The sequence below is a fragment of the Flavobacterium sp. PL12 genome (genome assembly GCF_039123485.1).
In the GTDB taxonomy this organism is placed as follows: domain Bacteria; phylum Bacteroidota; class Bacteroidia; order Flavobacteriales; family Flavobacteriaceae; genus Flavobacterium; species Flavobacterium weaverense.
Genome location: NZ_JBANDI010000033.1, coordinates 1 through 22,007, shown reverse-complemented (window position 1 = coordinate 22,007; position 22,007 = coordinate 1). Strand labels below are relative to the sequence as shown.

Annotated in this window: 20 protein-coding genes and 1 pseudogene; 3 read left to right on the top strand and 18 right to left on the bottom strand. The window is 33.1% G+C overall.

Annotation, left to right across the window (positions count from 1 at the left end; translation table 11 throughout):
• Window positions 1–38 precede the first annotated feature (38 nt).
• From RCH19_RS13480 to RCH19_RS13455, 6 genes are all read right to left on the bottom strand, one after another.
• Window positions 39–1,319, bottom strand: coding sequence for an MFS transporter (locus RCH19_RS13480; protein WP_343023653.1), 1,281 nt, complete (start codon window positions 1,317–1,319; stop codon window positions 39–41).
• Window positions 1,319–3,007, bottom strand: a complete 1,689-nt coding sequence (gene recJ / locus RCH19_RS13475) for a single-stranded-DNA-specific exonuclease RecJ (RefSeq protein ID WP_343023652.1) — start codon at window positions 3,005–3,007, stop codon at window positions 1,319–1,321. The genes RCH19_RS13480 and recJ overlap by 1 nt, the downstream gene beginning before the upstream one ends.
• Before the next feature lie 72 nt (window positions 3,008–3,079).
• Window positions 3,080–3,424 (bottom strand): HopJ type III effector protein, encoded by a 345-nt coding sequence (locus RCH19_RS13470; protein ID WP_343023651.1) that lies wholly within the window; start codon window positions 3,422–3,424, stop codon window positions 3,080–3,082.
• Window positions 3,425–3,436: 12 nt separating this feature from the next.
• On the bottom strand, window positions 3,437–4,489 hold the full coding sequence (locus RCH19_RS13465) for an NAD(P)/FAD-dependent oxidoreductase (protein ID WP_343023650.1): 1,053 nt from the start codon (window positions 4,487–4,489) through the stop codon (window positions 3,437–3,439).
• Window positions 4,486–5,205, bottom strand: coding sequence for a 16S rRNA (cytidine(1402)-2'-O)-methyltransferase (gene rsmI, locus RCH19_RS13460; protein WP_343023649.1), 720 nt, complete (start codon window positions 5,203–5,205; stop codon window positions 4,486–4,488). Before rsmI ends, RCH19_RS13465 begins: the two co-directional genes overlap by 4 nt.
• Before the next feature lie 78 nt (window positions 5,206–5,283).
• Window positions 5,284–6,342, bottom strand: a complete 1,059-nt coding sequence (locus tag RCH19_RS13455; protein WP_343023648.1) for a hypothetical protein — start codon at window positions 6,340–6,342, stop codon at window positions 5,284–5,286.
• 197 nt (window positions 6,343–6,539) lie between these two features.
• Between RCH19_RS13455 and RCH19_RS13450 the strand changes: the two genes are divergently transcribed.
• Window positions 6,540–7,127 carry a thymidine kinase gene (locus RCH19_RS13450; protein WP_121924933.1) on the top strand — a complete coding sequence of 196 codons (588 nt, stop codon included), beginning with the start codon at window positions 6,540–6,542 and terminating at the stop codon, window positions 7,125–7,127.
• Window positions 7,128–7,189: 62 nt separating this feature from the next.
• On the opposite strand, the gene RCH19_RS13445 is transcribed toward RCH19_RS13450, so the two are convergent.
• The 12 genes and pseudogenes from RCH19_RS13445 to RCH19_RS13390 form a co-directional block, all read right to left on the bottom strand.
• Window positions 7,190–7,804 carry a hypothetical protein gene (locus RCH19_RS13445; RefSeq protein ID WP_343023647.1) on the bottom strand — a complete coding sequence of 205 codons (615 nt, stop codon included), beginning with the start codon at window positions 7,802–7,804 and terminating at the stop codon, window positions 7,190–7,192.
• 112 nt (window positions 7,805–7,916) lie between these two features.
• A complete protein-coding gene (rpoN, locus tag RCH19_RS13440) occupies window positions 7,917–9,383 on the bottom strand; it encodes an RNA polymerase factor sigma-54 (protein ID WP_121924934.1) in 1,467 nt (488 codons plus the stop codon).
• A gap of 84 nt (window positions 9,384–9,467) precedes the next feature.
• Entirely contained in the window at window positions 9,468–10,904 is a 1,437-nt protein-coding gene (gene asnS / locus RCH19_RS13435; protein ID WP_121924935.1) for an asparagine--tRNA ligase, read from the bottom strand.
• Window positions 10,905–11,352: 448 nt separating this feature from the next.
• Window positions 11,353–11,727, bottom strand: coding sequence for a GreA/GreB family elongation factor (locus RCH19_RS13430; RefSeq protein WP_121924936.1), 375 nt, complete (start codon window positions 11,725–11,727; stop codon window positions 11,353–11,355).
• 434 nt (window positions 11,728–12,161) lie between these two features.
• Window positions 12,162–12,602 (bottom strand): carboxymuconolactone decarboxylase family protein, encoded by a 441-nt coding sequence (locus tag RCH19_RS13425; protein ID WP_343023646.1) that lies wholly within the window; start codon window positions 12,600–12,602, stop codon window positions 12,162–12,164.
• 8 nt (window positions 12,603–12,610) lie between these two features.
• On the bottom strand, window positions 12,611–13,459 hold the full coding sequence (locus RCH19_RS13420) for an isocitrate lyase/phosphoenolpyruvate mutase family protein (RefSeq protein WP_343023645.1): 849 nt from the start codon (window positions 13,457–13,459) through the stop codon (window positions 12,611–12,613).
• Window positions 13,460–13,618: 159 nt separating this feature from the next.
• Window positions 13,619–13,789 (bottom strand): annotated as a pseudogene (locus RCH19_RS13415) (DUF2945 domain-containing protein); the annotation flags it as partial.
• 99 nt (window positions 13,790–13,888) lie between these two features.
• Window positions 13,889–14,416 carry a DUF488 domain-containing protein gene (locus tag RCH19_RS13410; protein WP_343023644.1) on the bottom strand — a complete coding sequence of 176 codons (528 nt, stop codon included), beginning with the start codon at window positions 14,414–14,416 and terminating at the stop codon, window positions 13,889–13,891.
• Entirely contained in the window at window positions 14,413–15,105 is a 693-nt protein-coding gene (locus RCH19_RS13405; RefSeq protein WP_343023662.1) for an SMUG2 DNA glycosylase family protein, read from the bottom strand. The genes RCH19_RS13410 and RCH19_RS13405 overlap by 4 nt, the downstream gene beginning before the upstream one ends.
• Before the next feature lie 204 nt (window positions 15,106–15,309).
• Window positions 15,310–15,720 (bottom strand): hydroxyisourate hydrolase, encoded by a 411-nt coding sequence (uraH, locus tag RCH19_RS13400; RefSeq protein WP_343023643.1) that lies wholly within the window; start codon window positions 15,718–15,720, stop codon window positions 15,310–15,312.
• An 18-nt stretch (window positions 15,721–15,738) separates the two neighbouring features.
• A complete protein-coding gene (locus RCH19_RS13395) occupies window positions 15,739–16,230 on the bottom strand; it encodes a heme-binding protein (protein ID WP_343023661.1) in 492 nt (163 codons plus the stop codon).
• 386 nt (window positions 16,231–16,616) lie between these two features.
• Entirely contained in the window at window positions 16,617–19,037 is a 2,421-nt protein-coding gene (locus tag RCH19_RS13390) for an MMPL family transporter (protein WP_343023642.1), read from the bottom strand.
• Between the two features lie 196 nt (window positions 19,038–19,233).
• On the opposite strand from RCH19_RS13390, the gene RCH19_RS13385 reads away from it, so the two are divergent.
• The gene (locus RCH19_RS13385; RefSeq protein WP_343023641.1) at window positions 19,234–21,504 is read left to right on the top strand and encodes a cation:proton antiporter; all 2,271 of its coding nucleotides are present in this window, start codon (window positions 19,234–19,236) and stop codon (window positions 21,502–21,504) included.
• A 1-nt stretch (window position 21,505) separates the two neighbouring features.
• Window positions 21,506–21,835, top strand: coding sequence for a multidrug efflux SMR transporter (locus RCH19_RS13380; RefSeq protein WP_343023640.1), 330 nt, complete (start codon window positions 21,506–21,508; stop codon window positions 21,833–21,835).
• Window positions 21,836–22,007: the final 172 nt, after the last annotated feature.

Below are 22,007 nucleotides of genomic sequence, written 5' to 3'. Positions count from 1 at the left end.
TAGTTATTATTTATAACAGTTCTAAATAAAAAATGATTTTAGGAATTTTCATGTTCCTCTAAATCTTTTCTTAAATCGAGTTTTCTAAAAGTAGGTGAAATAATTCCAGTTGTTAAAACAACTAATAATGTCATGCTTCCGCCAAAGACGACTGCGGTAACGGTTCCCATTAATCTAGCAGTCAATCCACTTTCAAAAGCGCCTAATTCATTAGAAGAACCAACAAACATCGAGTTTACCGCTGAAACTCGGCCGCGCATGTGATCAGGAGTTTTTAATTGTAAAATCGTCTGACGGATTACTACTGAAATGCCATCAAACACGCCGCTAAAAAATAACGCGATTAGTGAAACCCAGAACAATGTTGAAAGTCCAAAAACAATAATGCAGATTCCAAAAGCAAATATGGCAGATAACAGTTTTAATCCTGCATTTTTACTCAAAGGAACGTAAGCAGTTATGATCATAGTTAAAAATGCACCAACTGCCGGAGCAGCTCTCAAAAAACCAAAACCTTCTGGTCCTACTTTTAAAATGTCTTGCGCAAAAATGGGCAATAATGCAATAGCTCCACCAAAAAGTACGGCCACCATATCAAGTGTTATTGCTCCTAAAACTGTCTTATTATTGAATACAAATTTAATTCCCTCTGATAAACTTTGCATTACGGGTTCACCAATTTTAGGATTTAAAATAGGCTTCTTTTTTATCTGGGATAATGTTAGCAATGCAAAAAGTGAAAAGGCAAAAACAGTACACATAGACCAATGAACTCCAATAAGGGTAATCGAAAATCCTGCAAGAGCAGGACCCGCAACTGAAGCTATTTGCCAAACAGAACTACTCCAAGTAGCTGCATTTGGATAAACCTTTTTCGGAACTAATAAGGAAAGTAGTGAAAAGATAGTTGGACCAAGAAAAGCTCGTACTAATCCGCCTAGAAAAACTAAAAAGTAAATAGAATATAAAATAGCTTTTGTTGAGAAATCACTAACGACAGTAGGCCAAGTCAATAAAAATAAGCCAAAGCTAATTACAGAGAAGGCCAATATGCATTTTACAAGTAGCCCTTTTTTTTCTTTTTGGTCAACAATATGCCCCGCAAATAAAGCTAACGAGATGGCGGGAATTACTTCCATTAATCCAATTATTCCTAGTGAAAGCGGATCTTTGGTAATACTGTAGACTTGCCATTCGATAATGATGAACTGCATCGACCAAGCAAAAACCATCGCAAACCGCAGTACTAAAAAAGTGTTGAATTCTTTAAATCGTAGTGCTGCGTATGGATCTTTTTTAATCGGTTTTTCTGAGCTCATCACTTAATACTTTTTAATCTTAATTGGATTGATGTTTTTCCGTTCCATTCATTCTCATCTATACAATAGGCAATTTGAAATGGTTTCTGATTTGTAGTTAAATCGTATTTATCTCCTAAACCAAAACCGATTGCCGCCATGCCTTCACTACTGTTTTGTTTTACAAAAAGACGTAAGTGTTCTTCTTCTTGACCCATTAGTTTTCCATAGCCTGTGTCTTTAACGTCTTTTGTTAAAAAAGTAGGCGTCATATTCATGGGTCCGAATGGCTCAAATTGTTTTAGAATTCGGATTAATTTTGGAGTAATATCAGAAAAATTAATTTCAGCATCAATCGAAATTTCTGGAATAAGCATGTCTGGGTGAATCGTTTTTTCAACTTCTCTTTCGAAAGCTTCTTTAAAAACGGAATAATTTTCAGGAGATAAAGTCATTCCGGCAGCATACATGTGTCCTCCAAATTGCTCTAGATGTTCAGAACATGCTTCGAGTGCGTTGTAAACATCAAAACCTTTCACAGAACGAGCTGATGCAGCATATTTATCGCCGCTTTTTGTAAAAACGAGCGTAGGTCGATAATAGGTTTCTATCAGTCGAGAAGCGACGATTCCAATAACGCCTTTATGCCAATCTTCCTGAAAAACAACTGAAGTAAATCGCTCTTTTTCACCATTTTCATCTATTTGCTTTAAAGCTTCTTTTGTAATTAATTTATCTAAATCCTTGCGCTCTGAATTATAAGATTCGATTTCCGACGCGAATTGTTGCGCTTGTTCAAAATCAAATTCAGTTAGTAATTCAACAGCGTGATTTCCGTGTTTGATTCGGCCAGCTGCATTAATTCGTGGAGCAATGATAAAAACAACATCAGTAATATCTAAAACTTTCTTTTTTATTTGATGAATTAGCGCTTTAATCCCGGGTCTGGGATCGCTATTGATTACTTGTAAACCAAAGTATGCCAAAACTCTATTTTCGCCAGTCATTGGAACAATATCCGCAGCAATAGCCGCAGCTACAAGATCTAAGTAAGGAATTAAGTCGTCTATCGTTTGATTTTGGTTTTTGGCTAAAGCCTGAATGAGCTTAAAGCCAATTCCACAACCACATAATTCGTCGTAAGGATATTCACAATCGTCTCTTTTAGGATCAAGAACTGCAACAGCATCTGGTAAAGTATCGCCAGGTCTGTGGTGATCACATATAATGAAATCTATGTTTCGTTCTTTCGCGTAAGCGATGTGATCAATTGATTTAATACCGCAATCGAGAGCAATGATTAATGAAAATCCATTATCATCAGCATAATCAATTCCCATAAAAGAAATTCCATAACCTTCTAGATAACGATCAGGGATATAGGTAGCTACTTCAAGATAGTAACTTTTTAAGTAGGATGAAACTAGCGAAACTGCAGTGGTTCCATCGACGTCATAATCACCAAAAACTAAAATTCGTTCGTTATTTTCTATTGCTTTTTCGATTCTTTCAACTGCTTTGACCATATCTTTCATCAAGTACGGATCATGCAAATGGTCTAAGGAAGGTCTAAAAAAGTTCTTTGCGTCGTCAAAAGTTTCTATTCCACGCTGAACTAATAATTGGGCTAAAAAATTTTCTACATTTAGGGCTTGCGCCAAATGTTTGATTTTCTCTTCGGAAGGTTTAGTTTTAGTAGTCCAACGCATTTTGATTTTGATTGAGTAGTAACGATTTCTGATTTTAGATTTTGTCTATTAAAATCAAAATTCTTAAATAGTTTATTTCAACTCTAAAGGACTTCCGTAAAATCCAATTCCTTCCCATCCTGTTTTCATAAAATTACGAATGTTTTGGTGATTGGTTTCTTGAGGATTTTTTAATACATCTTCGAAATAATAAGCACCAAAACACGATAATGCTGCTGATTCAGATAAGTCGTTCATTTCGGCAAAAGCCAATATTTTACAAGAACCTGAGTTTTCTCCAGCGGTATTATGTAATGTTCCGTTTTCGAAAGCGGTTGGTTCAAAATTATAATTTTCTTCGATAACAGCAATCGTTTCCTGAAAAGTAATCGTTTCTGGATTTTGATTTAATTTTTCTAAAAAAGCTTGTATGCTCATGTAAATGGTATATTAAGATTGTGAAGCGATATTATTAGCAGCAACTATGGCTCCTTCCATATATCCTGGATTTTGAGAAGCGGTTTCAGAACCCGAAATAAAGAATTTATTATTATACAGTGGTTTTCTATATTCTGCATTTCCATTATTTTCATGTCCCATCACCAGCTCTTCATAAGGAAGAAACGTCAGCGGTTCTTCGCGCCAGATTTTTTCGTGATATTTCACGTAATTTCCAGCCTCAGGGCCAAAAAACTTGGTAAGCTGCAGGATGACTTTCTCTTTTCGTTCCTCTTGTGAAAGCGTGTAAGTGCCACCGTTTAAAAATCCTTTTAAGGCAAAACCTTTATTGTCTGCAGTACTATGGTCATACATTTCTTGAATAATACTTGCTTGGCTATATAAAGTTCCTGAATAATTATTCTCTCTCCAAAAAGGAGTAGCATATTCGACGGCAAACTTTATTGATTCTCCCATCCAGGTATGTGTTTTCTTGGCTAAACGTTCAAGATTTTCAGATAAAGCGGGTTCAAATTTTATTGTCTGAATCAATAAGTGTGGTGGTAAAGTACTAATTACTTTAGCTGATGAATAGAGTTTCTCATTCGAATCAAAAACTTCGATATAATCTTCACAATCTTTTATAAAATCAACTTTAGTTTTTGTTATAATATTTTGAAGACCAACTTTTTCTACTAATTTCTCAATTAAATGTTCAGTTCCACCTTCTATTCGGAAAGATGATTCTTCGGCATCTGAAATTTCAAATTTTTGCGGAGGTACAAAAGACATCGTTTCAAAAAATGAAATTCCACTAGTATGTTGCTTAAAATATGGTATTTTAAAATCCTCTAGTAATTTAATAAGATTTTGATGCGGATTACTAAACCACGTCGCACCCATTTCCATGGTTACTCCCGTAGTTCCCGTAACAGTTTGTATACGACCACCGATACGCTCATTAGCTTCTAAAATCGTGATTTCAAAACCTTTTTTTTGAAGTAAATAAGCAATCATTAATCCAGATAAACCAGCACCGATAATTATTATTTTATTACTATTCATATTTCTTCGTCAGCTGAGAATTTTGATTTTTTAGGCTCCTTAGTTATTGGTTTTCCACCTACGACCACAACTATTTCTCCTCTAGGAGCAGTTTTTTCAAAATGAGTTAAAACTTCTCGAACTGTACCTCTAACATTTTCTTCATGTAGTTTTGACAATTCTCTGCAAACACAGATAGGCCTGTCTTCACCAAAGTAGGTGATAAACTCAGCCAAGGTTTTCAAAAGTTTATGAGGAGAGACATATAAAATCATCGTACGCGTTTCTTCGGCTAAAGCCAAATAACGAGTTTGCTTTCCTTTTTTATCAGGTAAAAAACCTTCAAATATAAATTTATCATTTGGTAAACCACTATTCACTAAAGCAGGAACAAATGCTGTTGCACCGGGTAAACATTCTACTTCAACACCATTTTCGACACATGCTCTAGTCAATAAAAAACCAGGATCTGAAATGGCAGGAGTTCCAGCATCAGAAATTAAAGCGATATTTTCTCCAGCTTTTAATCTCGAAATTAAGTTTTCTACAGTTTTGTGCTCATTGTGCATGTGATGGCTATACATATGTGTGCCAATCTCAAAATGCTTAAGTAGTTTTCCGCTCGTACGGGTATCTTCGGCAAGGATTAGATCGACTTCCTTTAAAATCCTGATAGCGCGGAAAGTCATATCTTCAAGATTGCCAATAGGCGTAGGAACGATATATAATTTTGACATAAATTATTTAATTAAATACAAATTTCAATCTAATCTGAATTTGTTAAAAGGACTGCGTACTCTCTTTTTATGTATTTTCTATAAGAATTTTTTCTCAATAATATCCATAAATCGGTCTTCATATTCCTGCTTGCCTTCCCAGTTATTATAATCTGGCTTCACCATTTCTTGAACGAAATCTCTAGTTTCATAAAAGGTGTTAAAAGTTATAAGCTGGCTCAAAACACGATTGTAATCTTCGCTGCTATTGCCAAAAAGATGTTTTATAAAAGCAAGACGATCGTTAAGATCGATATTAATTCCTTTGGCTAATTTATCGTTAAGAGAAACTGTTTTTGATTCAGATTTCTCTTCAATTTCAGTGGTGAAATTATTTAATTTTTGCTCTGCTATAGGCTCTTCTTCTTTTGGAGTCTCGATAACTACTACAGTTGGAATGTTTTCTATCTGTTGTTTTTTAACAAAAAAGGTGTCGTTGTAATTTCCTCCTAACAAATCTTCAAAGGAGATTTGAACAGCTTCTTGTTTTTTTGGAACTTCTAATTCACTTTCGACTTCATTTTCTTCTGATAATTCGAAAGAAGGTATAAAAGGAGCTGACTCAAGTTCTAAAATTTCCTCTTCAACATCTGTTTTATCATCTTCAGCTTCTTCAACCTCTTCTTCAGTTATTTCCTCAGTAGTTGACGTAACTTCTTGTTCAATTTCATCTTCAATAATGTTTTCCTCCTCAGCAACTACGATTTCTTCTTCCTGTTCTTCATGCTCTTCCTCAACTGGAATTTCTTCTGGAATTGCATTTGGTTCCTCTTCTACTTCTTTTACATTGTCAGCATCTTTTTCTTCAACTACCACTTCATTTGGAATAGTCTCATCAATAGGATTTGCAATTATTTCAGCTTCTGTTTCATTTGAATCCGACTCAGAATCAAAAATTGATTCTATTTTTGCAGCGACATCGTGGTTGCCAATCGTTGGTTTCACTTCACTAAAATGTTCGTCTACAAATCTTAATACAGCTAATTTTTCATATAATTTCTGTGTTTCTAAATACAATTGATTGATGTCAGATTTATTTTTTAACTGTAATACTCTGTGTGCAATGCTGATTAAATCGGCTTCCAATTTTTTTTTCATAACTTTGAAATTATAGTGTTTTAGGCTGGTCTATCTGATATATTCCTTCCGGAGATTTATTTTAGCTTGTGGAAAAAGCGACCTTTTAATAAAAATGTCATACTTTTGAAACGACGTAAAAGTATAAAATTTTTAAGTCGGTTTCCCTATTACAAAGTAATAAAAACTATTCATTTTTTAAGTCAGAAAAATATAAAATGTTTCTCGAAAATACAGTAAATCATAAAGAGCAATTTGGTTGGATCGAAGTCATTTGCGGATCCATGTTTTCGGGTAAAACCGAAGAATTGATACGTCGTTTAAAACGGGCACAATTTGCTAAACAAAAAGTAGAAATTTTCAAACCTGCAATAGATACGCGTTATGACGAAGAAATGGTAGTATCACACGATGCTAACGAGATTCGTTCTACTCCTGTTCCTGCTGCTGCAAATATTGCTATCTTAGCGCAAGGTTGCGACGTTGTTGGAATTGATGAAGCTCAGTTTTTTGATGACGAAATTGTAAAAATTTGTAATGATCTCGCTAATCAAGGTATTCGTGTAATTGTTGCGGGATTAGACATGGATTTTAAAGGAAATCCTTTTGGACCAATGCCTGCGCTTATGGCAACGGCTGAGTATGTAACGAAAGTTCATGCTGTGTGTACACGTACTGGAAATTTAGCGAATTATAGTTTCCGTAAAACAGATAATGATAAGTTAGTAATGCTGGGAGAAACTGAAGAATACGAACCACTAAGTCGTGCCGCATATTATCATGCAATGCGAAAGGATTTAGAGTAGTTTTTATTAACCGTTTGTCAACGTTTAGAACTTTACAAAAGGTTAATAAATTTTAAGCATTGTTAAATATCAAAATTGTTTTGTGATGGGTATTTATGCGAGTAGATAAAATTCTCTAGATTTTCAAAAACTTTAATTACTTCATCTCTTTTTACATTGGTTTTTTTGTTCGAAACGATTGCCAAGTAGGAAGAGAATCTAAAATCCATATAGTTTTCTTTAAGATCAAACGGATTCAAGTGAATATAAACAATTAGATTTCTAAGATAATCATCAGAATCAATTTTCAATCTTTTAAATGGAGATTCTAGTAGCGCTCCATGTCGGTTGTTTACTTTGTTGTACGATTGGGTATAACAACTAATAAGTTTACCTATTTGTTTGCTGAAAATATTAGAGAGAGCATGTAAACCGTACTTTTTTTCGATAGTTGATTTTGTATTTTTTTCTGCAAAAGTTTTGAGCACTTCTTCACTTTTTATTTTAACGATAAAATGAAAATGATTTGACATCAAACAATATGCATATACTTCACAAACTTCACTCAAATAATGTGTAAATTTTGATAAAAAAAATAGGCGATTTTCTTGACTTTTAAAAATTTCACAACTATTTATTCCTCGATTGTATATATGGTAGAAAGTATCAGCTTCAATAATTTCATTTCTGATGTCCATATAATCTGAAGGTTTGCAGTTTAAAATAGATGTGTTTACTTTTAGTAAAGTTTGATTTTTGTAACCTTTGTCAAAGTTTAGAACTTTGACAAAGGTGTTAGATATGAATCTACTAAATTTTCTTCCTCATTCTTGCCACAGGAATATCAAGCTGTTCTCTATACTTCGCAATTGTTCTTCTTGCTATTGGATATCCTTTTTCTTTTAAAATTTCTGCCAATTGATCGTCGGGAAGTGGTTTTTTCTTGTCTTCTTCTTCTATAGTATTTTGCAGAATTTTTTTAATTTCTAGCGTTGATACATCTTCACCTTGATCATTTTTCATTGATTCCGAAAAGAATTCCTTAATTAGTTTCGTTCCATAAGGTGTTTCTACATATTTACTATTTGCAACGCGTGAAATCGTCGAAATATCAAGACCTACTAGATCAGCAATGTCTTTTAAAATCATTGGTCTCAACTTTGTTTCATCACCATCTAAGAAAAATTCTTCTTGATAATGCATAATTGCATTCATCGTTACAAAAAGTGTTTCTTGACGTTGACGGATTGCATCAATAAACCATTTAGCCGAATCTAGTTTTTGTTTTATAAACTGAACAGCGTCTTTTTGCTGTGCTGATTTATCACGCGAATCTTTATACGTCTGCATCATTTCCTGATAATCCTTAGAAACGTGTAGCGAAGGAGCATTCCTTCCATTTAACGTTAATTCAAGTTCGCCATCTACAATTCGAATAGCAAAATCAGGAACTACATTTTCAGTAATTTTATTATTTCCAGTAAAAGCACCACCTGGTTTTGGATTCAGTTTCTCAATTTCGTGAACTGCTTTTTTAAGTTGGTCATTAGAAACACCATATTTCTGAATCAATTTATCATAATGTTTTTTAGTAAAAGCATCAAACTGATTTTCAATGATATCAGTGGCTAATTCAACGGACTCTGTAGGCGTTTTGTGTTTTAATTGCAGCAACAGACATTCCTGTAAGTCCCTAGCACCAACACCTGAAGGTTCAAGTTCATGAATAACTTGCATCATTTTTTCTACGGTTTCTTCATCAGTATAAATACCTTGAGTAAAAGCCATATCATCTACCATATCTGAAACGCTACGACGAATGTATCCCATGTCATCAATACTTCCAACAAGGAATTCTGCGATTTCGCGCTCTTCATCATTTAGTATAAAAGTGTTCAGCTGATTGATTAAATCTTGATGAAAACTAACTGGCGCAGCAAAAGGTGTTTCTCGATCTTCATCGTCGTCACTATAATTGTTGGCTTGTGTTTTGTAATCTGGAGTTTCGTCGTTGCTTAAATATTCATCAATATTTATATCTTCAGCATCGATACGCTCTGATTCAGCATCATCATAATCATCGTAATCTTCATTTTCGAATTCATCTTTCTCGAATTCGTCTTCTTCTTTTCCAGCTTCAAGAGCTGGATTTTCGTTCATTTCTTCTAATAAACGTTGCTCAAAAGCTTGCGTAGGCAATTGAATTAACTTCATCAACTGAATTTGCTGAGGAGATAATTTCTGTGATAATTTTAAATTTAAGAATTGCTTTAGCATTTTTATTGTTTAAAAAGTTTAAGGTCTAGGTTCAGAGCTGCAGAACATTCTACCAACTTTAAACTCTAAGCTTGAAACATATTTTTAAAATTCAGCGTTTTGTGGTGTTCTAGGAAAAGGAATTACATCTCTAATATTTGTCATTCCCGTAACAAAAAGAACCAATCTTTCAAATCCAAGTCCGAAACCAGAGTGAACTGCTGAACCAAAACGTCTAGTGTCTAAATACCACCATAATTCTTCTTCATCAATTCCTAAAGCTCTCATTTTCTCAACTAAAACATCAAAACGTTCCTCTCTTTGAGAACCACCTACGATTTCTCCAATTCCAGGGAAAAGAATATCCATCGCACGAACCGTTTTTCCGTCTTCGTTCAAACGCATGTAAAATGCCTTAATGTTAGCAGGATAATCAAACAAGATTACTGGACATTTAAAGTGTTTTTCCACTAAGTAGCGCTCGTGTTCTGACTGTAAATCAGCTCCCCATTCATTAATGATATAGTTGAATTTTTTCTTTTTATTTGGAGTACAATCTCTCAAAATATCGATAGCTTCAGTGTATGAAACACGCTTGAAGTTATTTTCTAGTACAAAATTTAACTTTTCTAAAAGAGGCATTTCGCTTCTTTCGGCAGCTGGTTTTGATTTTTCTTCATCTAATAAACGTCCTTCTAAGAATTTTAAATCCTCAGGGCATTTATCCATCGTGTATTTAATCACGTACTGAATAAAATCTTCTGCTAAGTCCATATTGTCATTCAAATCATTGAACGCTACTTCTGGTTCAATCATCCAAAATTCAGCAAGGTGACGAGATGTATTAGAGTTTTCCGCTCTAAAAGTTGGTCCAAAAGTATAGATTTGGCCCAAAGCCATTGCAAAAGTCTCACCCTCTAATTGTCCAGAAACAGTCAAATTAGTTTCTTTTCCAAAGAAATCTTCTTTATAATCTACCTTTCCATCTTCTGTTCTTGGTGTATCGTCAAAAGGTAAAGCCGTTACTTTAAACATTTCGCCAGCACCTTCCGCATCAGATCCTGTGATAATTGGAGTATTTACATATACAAATCCTTTTTGTTGGAAATAACTATGAACTGCGTATGATAAAACCGAACGCACTCTCATAATTGCTCCAAACATATTTGTTCGCACTCTTAAATGTGCATTTTCGCGCAAAAAATCAAGACTTGGTTTGTTCTTAGGTTGTATTGGAAATTTTTCAGCATCTGAATCTCCTAGAATTTCTAGTTTTGCAACTTGAATTTCAAATTTTTGTCCAGCGCCTTTGCTTTCAATCAAAGTTCCTGTCACAGATATTGCTGCTCCAGTAGTAATTCTCTTCAATGTTTCGTCTGGAGTATTCTCAAAATCTACCACACATTGAATATTATCAATGGTTGAACCATCGTTTAAGGCAATAAATTGATTGTTTCTAAAAGTTCTCACCCATCCTTTTGCATTTACTTCATGAAGCGTCGTAGTACTGTTTAGTAAGTCTTTAACTTTTGTATGTCTCATTTTATGTGTATAGTTGATATTAAAAATTGTCTCGTAACTTAACTGCAAATATAATTGATTTGTTTCTATTTTTAAGATGAGAATTGATGTAATCAGGAGCTATTTTCGCTCCCGAAGCATCGGGACGCTATATCCCTGACCAAAAAGCAGGGGATGCCGCTGCTATTGGAGCTATGGTATAGTGGAATTACAGTTTTTTTATCATGTAAAAAGTCAATGTACTATATTCAAACTTGGAATTTTTCATAAATGAGTATGATTAGTTATTCGTCTTTCGATAATTAAATCGTTTTAACAATCCATGTTAGTTTTATTGGATTTTATTCAAGTCGTAAAGAGTCTATAATTAATCCTGCCTTTTAGAACCGACAATAATAAAACAAAAAAACAGTTTCAAAATTAAATTTGAAACTGTTTTTTTGCAATCTGTAATAAGAAAAACTTTAAATTATATTCTCTCTACTTTAAGTAATTCAATTTCTTTTTCACCTTCTTCAAATGACCAAGTAAGTTTGTCTCCAGCTTGGTATCCTACTAATGCAAGTCCCATTGTTGACATGATAGACTCAGTATTGTTTCTTCTTTTTGCTTTGTCTGGCGCTACAAATGTGAAAACTTCTTCTTCATTGGTATCAAGATATTTTACTGTTGCACGAGTATCAATGTTCACAACATCTTCTGGAAGTTCTTTTCTAGTAACTTGTTTAGCACTTTTAAGTTGTGCAAGTAAAGTTGCTTCTTGAATTGGAGTTGCTTTTTTTCTTTTGACATGATCTTTAATCATATCATATATTCCTGTAGTTAAAATTAAACTTTTTGACATTTTGTTTTGTGTTATTGCATTTCTCTAGGAAGTTTTTTTAAACCCAAATATCAAATGCCCACACTATTGAAAGATGAGATTTGACCGTGAAAAACTTCATCAAAAGATTTGATGCGTTATTTTATAAAGATAAATTGAATAGTAAAGTAGTCCCTGTCTTGGGTAGCGACAGGGTTTAATATATAAACTCTTTTGAGCTCTTTAAAAAAGCATCGTCTTGTTTATACTGCAAAGACAAAACAAGCCCTAACTTGTGAGATTTTTTATATAAAAAATAGGCGTTGTTCATTTTGTTGCTTTTTGCTAAATGCTAAGATAGATCAAATAATAGTGATTTCAAAATCATTGCTCGATCTATTGATGCTATTAACAATTGATTGGCAAGTTTTAAGATGTTCTTTAAGTAATCTTTAAGGATTACGACTCTTTTGAAATTATTTCTTGTAAATCATTCGTGTAGAGATAGCAATTCTATTCCACGAATTAATTACCACAATTAGCATAATAAGTTGCGCTGTGATTTTTTCGCCAAAGCGAGCAATTACGCTGTTGTAAGTTAAATCATTGACTCCATTTTCTGAGATATCTGTTACTTCTTCTGTCAATTGAAGGATTGCCTTTTCATCTTCAGAAAAAAGATGTGACTCTTTCCAAGCTGATAGTAAATATATTCGACGTTCACTTTCACCTAATTTTATTGCTTCTTCCGTATGCATGTCTAGACAGTAAGCGCATTTATTAATTTGAGAAGCTCTTATTTTTATAAGTTCTTTAAGTGTTGAAGATACTTCAGTACTTTTTGCGTAGTTTTCTAAAGCCATCATTGCTTTATACGCTTCTGGCTGCAAATCTTTTATTGAAATTCTTATTGTCATTCTATTTGCTATTTTTTGATCACTAATTTTTTCAAATAATCACTTGTAACTTCGTTGGATGTTATTTCTGATAAGCCTTCTAAATTTTTTAATTTTAGTGCTATGTCTTTCATCGCTTTCATTGCAATTTTTAAAAAAGCAGGTCCTAAACTCACTCTTACAACTCCTATTTCTTTCAGAATATTTAATTCAGGAACACTAGGGAGAGTCAATATGTTGATAGGCATATTTAGTTCTTCAACTAATGCTTTGATATCTTCTTTTTGTCGAATAGCAATAGGGAATAAGCAATCAGCTCCAGCATTTTTATAAGCAAGTCCTCTTTTTAAAGTTTCTTGAAGTTTTGATTCGGGAGTAGTAAATACTTCTCCATGAATATATACGTCAGTTCGAGCATTTATAAATAATGAAATCCCCATGTTAGTAGAAACACTTTTAATAATTTCAATTCGTTTGCATTGAATGTTTATCGGAATCAGTTCGTTCGTTTCTCTATTTGTATCCTCAATATTAATTCCTACTATTCCAGTTGCAATGAGTTTCTTGACATTTTCTTCAAGTTGAATATAATTGTTAGCATAACCACTCTCTATATCCGCTGTCACCGGTATATTAACGCTTTTTGTGATGGTGGTAAGGAGCGTTAGCAGTTGGTCGAAAGGTAAATATTCGCCGTCATTGTATCCGTTTGTGTAGGCAATAGAAGCACTCGCTGTTGCAATAGCTGGGTAGTCCAAACTTTCTAATAATGAAGCTCCTAATGAATCCCAAACATTGGGTAATACAAGCATTTTTCCAGAATGATGCAGTGCATGAAATTGTTTAGCTTTTATTTGTTGCTGTTTAGTATCTTTCATTTTGCTTAGCTATATTTTAAAAAAAGTACACTTTTTTATTATTATTGTTCTTTTCAAAAGTAACTCTATTATTTCGCAATAAGAGTAAAATTTGGTATTCAAAATTCAGAAATATGAAATGATATTCCAGCGAAATTTAGAAATTTAATTTGGTCAAATTTACTTTACTTTAGTCAAAGCGGTTCTTTTATGAGCTGCAATATAATCTGTTTTCGAGCTCTTAAATCCATATTGAGGATCTTTTTCATTCGCGTGATGCGTATATCCTTCATAATCAAAATCTTTGATGTGTATTTTAATTATTGTTCCATATGACATCCCTGCTTTTGAGTTCCAACTTACTTAGTCGCCAACTTTAAATAGAGTTTTCATAATCTAATTTTGATGATTGGTCACATGGTTTTTGGCTGCAGCCAAATGATGAAAATTTTATTCCTGCTCCGAGTAAAATACGTTTTCTCCCACTATTCTCGCTGGTGCGGTGTATTTGTGTTCCTGGACTTTGTTTATTCCCATAATGTGGAGTACGTTCCAACCTTTTGCTTTCAAATAATCAGAAACCATCGAACGATGGCATCTCCACCAAACGGCTTCGGAACACATGTATGCAGTAGTTTGCTTTAAAGCTATTTCTTCTAAATGAGTAACAGCATTTTTAAATTCAGTAGTTTCCATGTAATCCGCGTAACCTCTAAAGGATTCGTTTTTCCAAACCGTATTTTTAGAATCTTTGTTGGCTTTTCTTCGTCCGCCTAAGTCAAGCATGTGAATGTATTGGATTCCTGCTTCGTTTAATGATACTTTTAAATTTTCTTGATCGAATTGTGGAAATTTACGTGAACCTGGAAAACGACGAATGTCTACAATAATTTTTATATCAAAAGAGCGTAGCATAGCCAGAAATTCGGCAATAGTATGCGTAGAATGTCCTATGCTGTAAATTACTGGTGCCTTCATAATAGATTATTCAACGTGAGGATATATTTGTCAATGTACAATTGTTTCTCTTTTGACTTGTACTGCTGAATATAACGCGGATGTTCTAGTACTTTTAATTGGCCGAATAATTGTGCTTCTTTATTTAATTTTTGAATGAATAATGCATTTTTCTTTCCTAGCACATAAACTTGGGAAGTATCTAATCCCAAGCTAATGTGCTCTTTTAAAGTCAAAATCATAAAATCTTTGACCATTTCAAAAAGTTTGTTATCATCGTAATAATTAGCGTTCAACAATTTTCCTTCTTTTGTTTTTCGAACTATCGCTAATGGAAATGGTGAATTGACGTAAAATTGCTTGTAGAAATCAATAGGACCGCCAAATTCCTGAATCATGTCATACATAAAAACAGAGGATATTTCGTGCGTGTGTGCTGATCTCATTTTGATACCGCAAGCACTTTCTAATCTTTTAGTATCTGTAAATGGAACTCCAGTAACGCCGGCGCCATGCCGACTTGGATTTATACCAACAATAAATTTTCTTTTTTCTGAATCAGCGTAGAATTTTTGATAAAACTGTCGCATTACTTCCATTGTTTCAGGATTGTCCGCGTAAGGATTTAGTACTTGGAATCCGTCTGGTAGCGCTCCTGAATACTGCAATTGACGATTGAAACTGATTATTTTATCTCCAAAACTTTCTATCATAATAATTTTATTCTTGTTATTAAAGATGCTTTCACGATTTCTTTAATAGTAATTCTTTTTAAAAGTGGCCTTTAGTAAAGTTACTGAAAAAGATTTTACAAAAAAAAAGAGGATCCAAATTCCGAAGTAAATCGGGATTTGAATCCTCTAATATATTTTAAGAACTGACTTTTTTTAGCTAATTCATAAAGGAGTGGTAATTTAGTTTCCTCTGTAAGTGGAGTAACCAAATGGTGAAAGCGTTATTGGAACGTGATAATGCTCGTTATCTTTTAGTTCAAAAACAATTTCGATAAAAGGATAGAATGATTTTTGTCCTGCTTTTTCGAAATATGGAGCAGTGTGGAACGTTAATTTATAAATTCCAGTATGATCTTTTCCATCTGCTTTAACGAAATCTCCAATACGTCCGTTTTTGTCAGTAAATTTTTCATCGACTTGTTTCCACTTCGAATTTTTTTCCTGTTTTGATAAAGTTATTTTAACATCAGGAGCTGGTTTTCCTTGAGTGATGTCAAGAATATGACTTGACAATTGATATTTTACTTCTTGAGCAAATGACATACTTGCTGTTGCAAGAAATAATACTAATAAGATACTTTTTATTTTCATTGTAATTTAATTAAGTGATTATTGACTAATTTTAAAACCTAGATTTTCTACTGCTTTTATTGCGATATTGTTATCGTTTTCTGATCCGCCACCACCTGAAACGCCGATGCTCCCTACCAAATTACCATCTTTCCAGATTGGCGTTCCGCCTCCTAATAAAAGTAATTCAGGTAACGTATTTAAATTTTTTGCATCCTTACTTTCTTCTGCATTTTTCATCAATTGTAAACTTGGAGTTTTTGTAGATAACGATGTAAACGCTTTTCTTCTTGATGCTTCTGTGTTATGCAGCCCAACGTTATCACCTTTAAGTAATAAAATCGTTACGCCGGAGGAGTTTAATACGGCAACAGAAACTTTTTTGTTGATTTTTTGCGCTTCTAAGTTGGCTTGTTTGGCAAGTTCTAATGCTCCTTCTTGATTTAATTCTGCTGATTTAACCAAATACTGTGCTGAGGCAGAATAAGCAAAAAGTAAAAAAAGAGCGCTTCCTAAGATTTTTTTTCTAATATTCATAATATATATTATTGATCGGTGACATGTCATTAAAGTGTTTGATCCTTCAGTGTTAAAGCTTAATTTAGAACAATCATTTCTTACGACTCTACAAAGGTAATTAGTTTAGCTTTTGGAATAAATGCCTGTTCCAAATAAGTTAACAGCTGTTAATGCAAATTTTACAAAATTAAACTGCTTTTTTACTTTAGTAATAAAACAAGTAAATGAGAATAAAATATTTTTAAAAATCTATTTATCAACAAATTATGATTTGAAGATATTGTTTTTCCATCAATAGGAAAATGATTTAGATGACTAAATAGAGTTTTTCACAATTACTCAAACCTTTTATCACTTCACAACAGAATCATAAAATTTTGAAGTAATTCTATTTGCTTTTACTTCGATTTATCTAAATCTTCGTGATCCTTTTCATTTGGATTATTTAAAATGTCAATTTTTGGCTCCATGAATTCTTGCTTGTTTGCCAATGATTTGTTCAACGTTAAAACTAGACAAGGCAGCAACATCAAGTTAGACAACATACCAAAAGCAAGTGTGATGGCTATCAATCCTCCTAAGGCAACTGTTCCACCAAAATCAGATAACATAAATACTGAAAAACCAACAAATAAAACCACTGACGTATAGAACATACTTATACCGGATTCTTTAATAGTAGCAAAAACTGATTTCTTAATCTTCCAATTGTTGTTTTTTAGCTCTTGACGGTATTGTGCTAAAAAGTGAATTGTATCGTCTACCGAAAGTCCGAAAGCAATACTAAAAACTAAAATTGTAGATGGTTTTAATGGAATCCCAAAATAACCCATCAATCCAGCCGTGATTACTAATGGAAGTAAATTTGGAATCAGCGAAACCACAACCATTTTGAAAGAACGGAACATGAAAACCATTAATAACGAAATCAAGAATACTGCAAAGAGTAATGACGTAACTAAATTATCTAGTAAATACTGTGTCCCTTTTTCGAAAACTAAAGCCTTGCCAGTCATAACTACATCATAACGGTCTTTAGGAAAAACTTTATTTGCTTTCGCCCAAAGCTGGTCTTCAATTTTAGCCATATTTCCAGTGCCAATGTCACGCATAAAAGTGGTAATTCTAGCCACTTGGCCCGTGCTATCAACATAGCTTTTCATTAAGTTATCCTTGCTGTTTTTAGTAGCGTTTTTAGCATAGCTTAATATGAAATTTTGCTCTTGCGAAGTTGGTAAATCATAATAATCAGGGTTACCGTTGTAATATGCTTGTTTAGAATATTTAACAAGATTTAATATCGAAATAGGTTTAGAAAGTTCTGGAATTTCTTCGATCGTTTCTTGAAGTTCGTCCATTCTTTTTAGTGTAGACAAATTCATTACTCCCTTTTTTCTTTTGGTGTCAACCGTAATTTCCAATGGCATGATTCCTTCAAATTCTTTTTCGAAGAATAAAATGTCTTTATAGAAACTTGTATTCTTAGGCATGTCCTCAATTAAACTACCAGATGTTTTGATTTTTAGCGCACCTACGATACTTACAAAAAAGATAACTAAAGCAATAGCATAAACATAACCTCTATTGTATTTGACAGTTTTTGCAATCCAGCTGATAAATACTCGAGTATAATTTCGATTTAAATGTGCTAAATGCTTTTCTTTAGGAACTTGTTGGTAACTGTAGTAAATCGGAATTACAATCAAACATAAAAAGAATAGTGATACAATACTTAATGAAGATATAATTCCAAATTCCTTTAAAAGTTGGCTGCTAGTAATTATGAAAGTAGCAAATCCAGCTGCTGTGGTAAGGTTTGTCATTAAAGTTGCTGTTCCTACTTTTGTAATCACGCGCTGCAAAGCTCTCGCCTTATTGTGGTGTGCACTATATTCTTGCTGGTATTTATTGGTTAGAAATATACAATTTGGAATTCCAATAACGATAACTAATGTTGGAACTAGAGCCGTTAAAACGGTAATGTGATAATTGAATAAACCAAGTAATCCAAAAGTCCACATTACACCAATAATCACAATTACAATAGCAATTAACGTAGCTCTAAACGAGCGAAAGAAAAAGAAAAATATTAGTGAGGTAAGTAATAATGAAGCGCCTATGAATAAACTAATTTCGTTTAAAATGCTCAATGCGTTTAATGTTCTAATGTAAGGCATTCCTGAAACGCGTAAATCAATACCGGTTTCTTTCTCAAAGGCGTCGATTTTCGGAATAAAACTTTTTACAATGTAATCTTTGCGATGTGCAGTATTAACAATTTTTTTATCTAGATATATCGCTGAACGGATACTTCCACTTTTTTTATTAAAAAGTAATCCTTCATAAAAAGGCATGTTTTCAAACAAATCCTTTTTGATGGTCTTTAAGTATTGTGGACTATTTGTTTTATTGGTATCTACGAAAGGAACTAGTTCAAATGTTTGTAGGTTGTCATTTTTCTTCAGTTGTTTTAAATCGTTTACTGATACAACTAAATCTACTTCTTTTTGCGCTTTAATCTCCTTCATCAATTTATTCCAAGCGGCAAAAGCTTTAGGCGTAAAAAAAGCATCATCTTTTACTCCAACAACGATTAAATTTCCTTCTTCTCCAAATTTTTCTAAGAATGCGTTGTACTCTTTGTTAACGATATGATCGTCAGGTAGTAAATTAGCTTCCGTAAATGAAAATTGTATGTTTTTCCACTGCAATGCTAAAAGAGCTGTTATCACAAAGATAATGGATAACATAAAAATTCTATTTTTAAGGACAATTCGAGCTACTAGTTCCCAAAATCCCAAGCTAAACCACTTCGCCATATTTCATATATCAAGGGTACAAAGGTAATTAAATGTGTTCGATGTCATTTGTTTTAGCTTGTTTTTTTTGAGAATATCGAACTTATTCTCCTCCAATTTATTTTATTTTTAACCATAAAAATATCAGAATTTAAATGATACATTTGGTTGCTATTTAGCAGTGTTTACGTTGGGTAATAATGGGATATAATTATATATGAAAAAATATAAAAACGCACTTTTTTATTTTGGTGTAACAGGAGGTTTTTCTGCTCTAATATATTGGATTATTGGGAAAGGAAAATTTCTAGAAGCTAGTAAAACAATTGAAACACCAGAAAGTGGTAACGGTTCTTGGAATGATTTTTTAGCTTCCATGCAGTATAATTTTCAAGATCCCTTAGCTATATTATTAGCTCAAATAGTAACTATAATTCTTGTCGCTCGATTCTTTGGTTGGGTTTTTAAAAAAATTGGTCAGCCGTCTGTAATTGGTGAAATTATTGCTGGAATTGTGCTTGGTCCATCTTTATTAGGAATGTATTTCCCAGGATTTTCTGCTGCTTTGTTTCCAGTAGAATCCTTAGGAAATTTAAAATTTTTAAGCCAAATAGGATTAATCCTTTTCATGTTTGTCATTGGGATGGAATTAGACATGAAAGTTTTGAAAAATAAAGCTAATGAAGCGATTGTGATCAGTCACGCCAGTATTGTAATTCCATTTGCCTTAGGTATTGGTTTAGCTTATTTTGTATATGATCAATTTGCTCCAGAAGGAGTAAAGTTTCTTTCTTTCAGTTTATTTATGGGAATTGCTTTAAGTATTACGGCTTTTCCAGTATTAGCGAGGATTGTTCAAGAAAGAGGAATTCATAAAACGAAACTTGGAGCAATCGTTATTACTTGCGCAGCGGCAGATGACATCACAGCTTGGTGTATTCTGGCGGTCGTTATTGCGATTGTAAAAGCAGGGACTTTCGTTAGTTCTTTATATATTATTTCGCTTGCTATTATTTATGTGATGGTTATGATTTTTATCGTAAAACCATTTTTGAAAAGGATTGGTGATTTATATGGTTCGAAAGAGAGCATCGGCAAACCAGTAGTTGCTATCTTTTTCTTAGTATTAATTATGTCTTCATATGCAACGGAGGTAATAGGGATTCACGCACTTTTTGGAGCATTTATGGCGGGAGCAATTATGCCAGATGTTCCCAAGTTTAGATCTATTTTTATTGAAAAAGTCGAAGATGTTGCTTTGATTTTATTACTTCCTTTATTTTTCGTTTTTACAGGTTTAAAAACAGAAATAGGATTGTTAAACGATCCATATCTTTGGAAAGTTACCGGATTTATTATTCTTGTAGCTGTTGTTGGTAAGTTTTTAGGTAGCGCTTTGGCAGCTAAATTTGTTGGGCAAAGCTGGCGTGATAGTTTAACCATTGGTGCTTTAATGAATACCAGAGGTTTGATGGAACTGATTGTATTGAATATTGGATTAGAGCTAAAAGTATTAACTCCTGAAGTATTCACCATGATGGTTATTATGGCATTAGTAACGACTTTTATGACTGGACCGGCATTAGATTTAATTAACTTTTTATTTAAAACAAAAGACAGCGATACTGTTGTTCAAGCCACAAATTTTAATAAATACCGAATCCTAATTTCGTTTGGGAACAATGAAAAAGGAAAATCATTACTTCGGTTAGCTAACAGTTTAGTAAAGAAACAAAAAGCGCAATCTTGTATTACAGTAATGCATTTGTCATTGAGTGATGAGGTACATTCTTTTAATTTAGATGATAAAGAGAAAAATATTTTTCATCCTATTGTTGAACAATCGCAATTGTTGGATCAAGACATAAAGACAATTTTTAAAGCTACAGTCGATATTGAGACTGAAATCGCTGACGTTGCAAATCAAGGAGATTACGATTTGTTATTAGTTGGTTTAGGAAAATCAATTTTCGAAGGGACTATTTTAGGGAAAGTTATTGGTTTTACTACTAGAATTATTAATCCAGATCGACTAATCGATAAGTTTACTGGAAAAGAAGGACTATTCGAAAACTCTCCTTTTGATGAGAGAACAAGACAGATTATTTCGAAAACAAAAATGCCATTAGGAATTTTAATTGATAAGGACTTACAAGAAGTCGAACGTGTATTTGTTCCAATCTTTCGTTCTGAAGATTCGTTTTTGATTGAATATGCTCAAAAATTAATTTTTAATAACAATTCCGAAGTCGTAATTTTGGACGCAAATGGACTTCTTCAAACCAATTTTGTTTTGAAAAGTGCGCTAGATTCTTTAGAGCAGAAATACCCAAATAATATTAGTTTGATCTCGAGTCAAACGATTGAAAAGGAATTTTTAGAGCTACAGGATTTAATGTTAATTAGTCTCGAAAGTTGGAAACAAATAGTCGATTCTAATACTATTTGGCTGAGCGAAGTTCCTTCGGTCTTAATTTTAAAACAGTAATATGAATTGGATTTTATTGATTATTGGTGGTCTTTTTGAAGTTGGTTTTGCAACTTGTTTAGGAAAAGCAAAAGAAACTTCAGGAATGACGTCAACATTATGGTTGTTTGGATTCCTAGCTTGTTTAGCAGTAAGTATGTTATTACTTTACAAAGCGACACAAACCTTACCTATCGGAACAGCGTACGCAGTTTGGACTGGAATAGGAGCTGTAGGAACAGTGTTAGTTGGGATTTTTGTATTTAAAGAACCTGCTGATTTCTGGCGAATATTCTTTATAACAACTTTGATTAGCTCTATTATAGGACTTAAATTTGTCTCAAGTACTTAAAATGCTAGCTTTGACTTATAGAGGAAATAAAAAATCCGTCTCGTTACAAATGTAGCGAGACGGATTTTTTTATGTTTTGTCCCGTCCTGAAATAGCGATACACAAAAAAGTATCCTTATGGAAAACCTAGAAGTAAGTCGCTATTTAAAGCGAACCCAAAAAGATTATTCAA

Bases quoted from the DNA above. Each gene is read 5' to 3' on its own strand.
- RCH19_RS13480 (WP_343023653.1), bottom strand. From the start codon at position 1,319: ATGAGCTCAGAAAAACCGATTAAAAAAGATCCATACGCAGCACTACGA.
- recJ (WP_343023652.1), bottom strand. From the start codon at position 3,007: ATGCGTTGGACTACTAAAACTAAACCTTCCGAAGAGAAAATCAAACAT.
- RCH19_RS13470 (WP_343023651.1), bottom strand. From the start codon at position 3,424: ATGAGCATACAAGCTTTTTTAGAAAAATTAAATCAAAATCCAGAAACG.
- RCH19_RS13465 (WP_343023650.1), bottom strand. From the start codon at position 4,489: ATGAATAGTAATAAAATAATAATTATCGGTGCTGGTTTATCTGGATTA.
- rsmI (WP_343023649.1), bottom strand. From the start codon at position 5,205: ATGTCAAAATTATATATCGTTCCTACGCCTATTGGCAATCTTGAAGAT.
- RCH19_RS13455 (WP_343023648.1), bottom strand. From the start codon at position 6,342: ATGAAAAAAAAATTGGAAGCCGATTTAATCAGCATTGCACACAGAGTA.
- RCH19_RS13450 (WP_121924933.1), top strand. From the start codon at position 6,540: ATGTTTCTCGAAAATACAGTAAATCATAAAGAGCAATTTGGTTGGATC.
- RCH19_RS13445 (WP_343023647.1), bottom strand. From the start codon at position 7,804: ATGGACATCAGAAATGAAATTATTGAAGCTGATACTTTCTACCATATA.
- rpoN (WP_121924934.1), bottom strand. From the start codon at position 9,383: ATGCTAAAGCAATTCTTAAATTTAAAATTATCACAGAAATTATCTCCT.
- asnS (WP_121924935.1), bottom strand. From the start codon at position 10,904: ATGAGACATACAAAAGTTAAAGACTTACTAAACAGTACTACGACGCTT.
- RCH19_RS13430 (WP_121924936.1), bottom strand. From the start codon at position 11,727: ATGTCAAAAAGTTTAATTTTAACTACAGGAATATATGATATGATTAAA.
- RCH19_RS13425 (WP_343023646.1), bottom strand. From the start codon at position 12,602: ATGACAATAAGAATTTCAATAAAAGATTTGCAGCCAGAAGCGTATAAA.
- RCH19_RS13420 (WP_343023645.1), bottom strand. From the start codon at position 13,459: ATGAAAGATACTAAACAGCAACAAATAAAAGCTAAACAATTTCATGCA.
- RCH19_RS13410 (WP_343023644.1), bottom strand. From the start codon at position 14,416: ATGAAGGCACCAGTAATTTACAGCATAGGACATTCTACGCATACTATT.
- uraH (WP_343023643.1), bottom strand. From the start codon at position 15,720: ATGAAAATAAAAAGTATCTTATTAGTATTATTTCTTGCAACAGCAAGT.
- RCH19_RS13390 (WP_343023642.1), bottom strand. From the start codon at position 19,037: ATGGCGAAGTGGTTTAGCTTGGGATTTTGGGAACTAGTAGCTCGAATT.
- RCH19_RS13385 (WP_343023641.1), top strand. From the start codon at position 19,234: ATGAAAAAATATAAAAACGCACTTTTTTATTTTGGTGTAACAGGAGGT.
- RCH19_RS13380 (WP_343023640.1), top strand. From the start codon at position 21,506: ATGAATTGGATTTTATTGATTATTGGTGGTCTTTTTGAAGTTGGTTTT.